Genomic DNA, 1,045 nt, shown 5'->3' on the forward strand with positions numbered 1-1,045 from the left:
TAAAGCGTGATGGCATTAGGTTCGATAACCTGAATTTTCGAGATAGTTCGCGCATTCTTCAGAGGTGAATGCTGGCAAGGCTTCACCGATGGCGGTGCAGACGGTGTCGACAGTTCGGGCGGCCGCCTTTCGGAGCAGATGTTTGAGCTTGGCAAAGACCTGTTCGATCGGGTTCAGGTCGGGCGAGTATTTCGGCAGGAAGAACAGTTTGGCGCCGGCAGAGCGAATGAGCTGGCGCACGACCTTGCCCTTGTGGCTGCCGAGATTGTCCATGACCACGATATCGCCGGGGCGAAGGGTGGGCAGGAGAACTTTCTCGACATAGGTCCGAAAGCTCGCGCCATCGATCGGTCCTTCGATGAACCATGGCGCATCGATCCGGTCATGGCGCAAGGCCGCCAGGAAGGTCATGGTCTTCCAGCGGCCATGTGGAACCTTGGCGGGGAGTCTGCGCCCGCGCGGCGCCCATCCCCGCAGGGGAGCCATGTCGGTCCTGGTCCAGGTCTCGTCGATGAAGACCAGCCGTTCAGCTTCGACGCGATCTTGATACTTTGTCCACTGGGCTCGCCGCCGTGCCACGTCGGGACGATCGCGTTCGCCAGCCACCACGCTTTTTTTTGAAGCTGAGCTTCTCGGCGTGCACGAAGTCCCACACCGAGTGGTAGTCGACCTTCAGGCCGCGCCCGGCAAGCTCGGCAACGAGCCCACGTATGGTGAAATCGCCGTCCTTGATCCGTTGCGACAGCCAGACCGCGTGGTCTCCCGAAACCGCTTTCGGCTTGTGACCGCCCATCTGGCCCGGAGCAACGCTGCCGGTCTCATCGACCCGCTGCATCCAACCGATTGCCGTGCTGATCGCAACCCCAAACTGCTTGGCCGCCTGATTGCGGGACATCCCGCCCTCGATCGCGGCCACCACGCGCTTGCGAAGATCCAGAGAGTAAGGCTTGCCCATCCATGCTGGCCTCCTGCCCAGCCAGCATGGTGAATCAGAAACTCACTGATTTGGGAATCCCAAATCGATTCAACTTAACCCCATCCCGCT

General features: G+C 60.5%; 1 protein-coding gene. It reads right to left on the bottom strand.

Translation table 11 applies throughout. The annotated features are described in order from the left end of the window. Window positions 1-15 precede the first annotated feature (15 nt). Window positions 16-955, bottom strand: a protein-coding gene (locus ACZXDY_RS46020) for an IS630 family transposase (protein ID WP_433994517.1) whose coding sequence is annotated in 2 segments (ribosomal slippage) — window positions 16-618 and window positions 620-955 — 939 coding nt in all. Because the reading frame shifts where the segments join, the coding sequence is not laid out codon by codon here. Window positions 956-1,045: the final 90 nt, after the last annotated feature.

Source organism: Bradyrhizobium sp. LeoB3 (genome assembly GCF_055456055.1).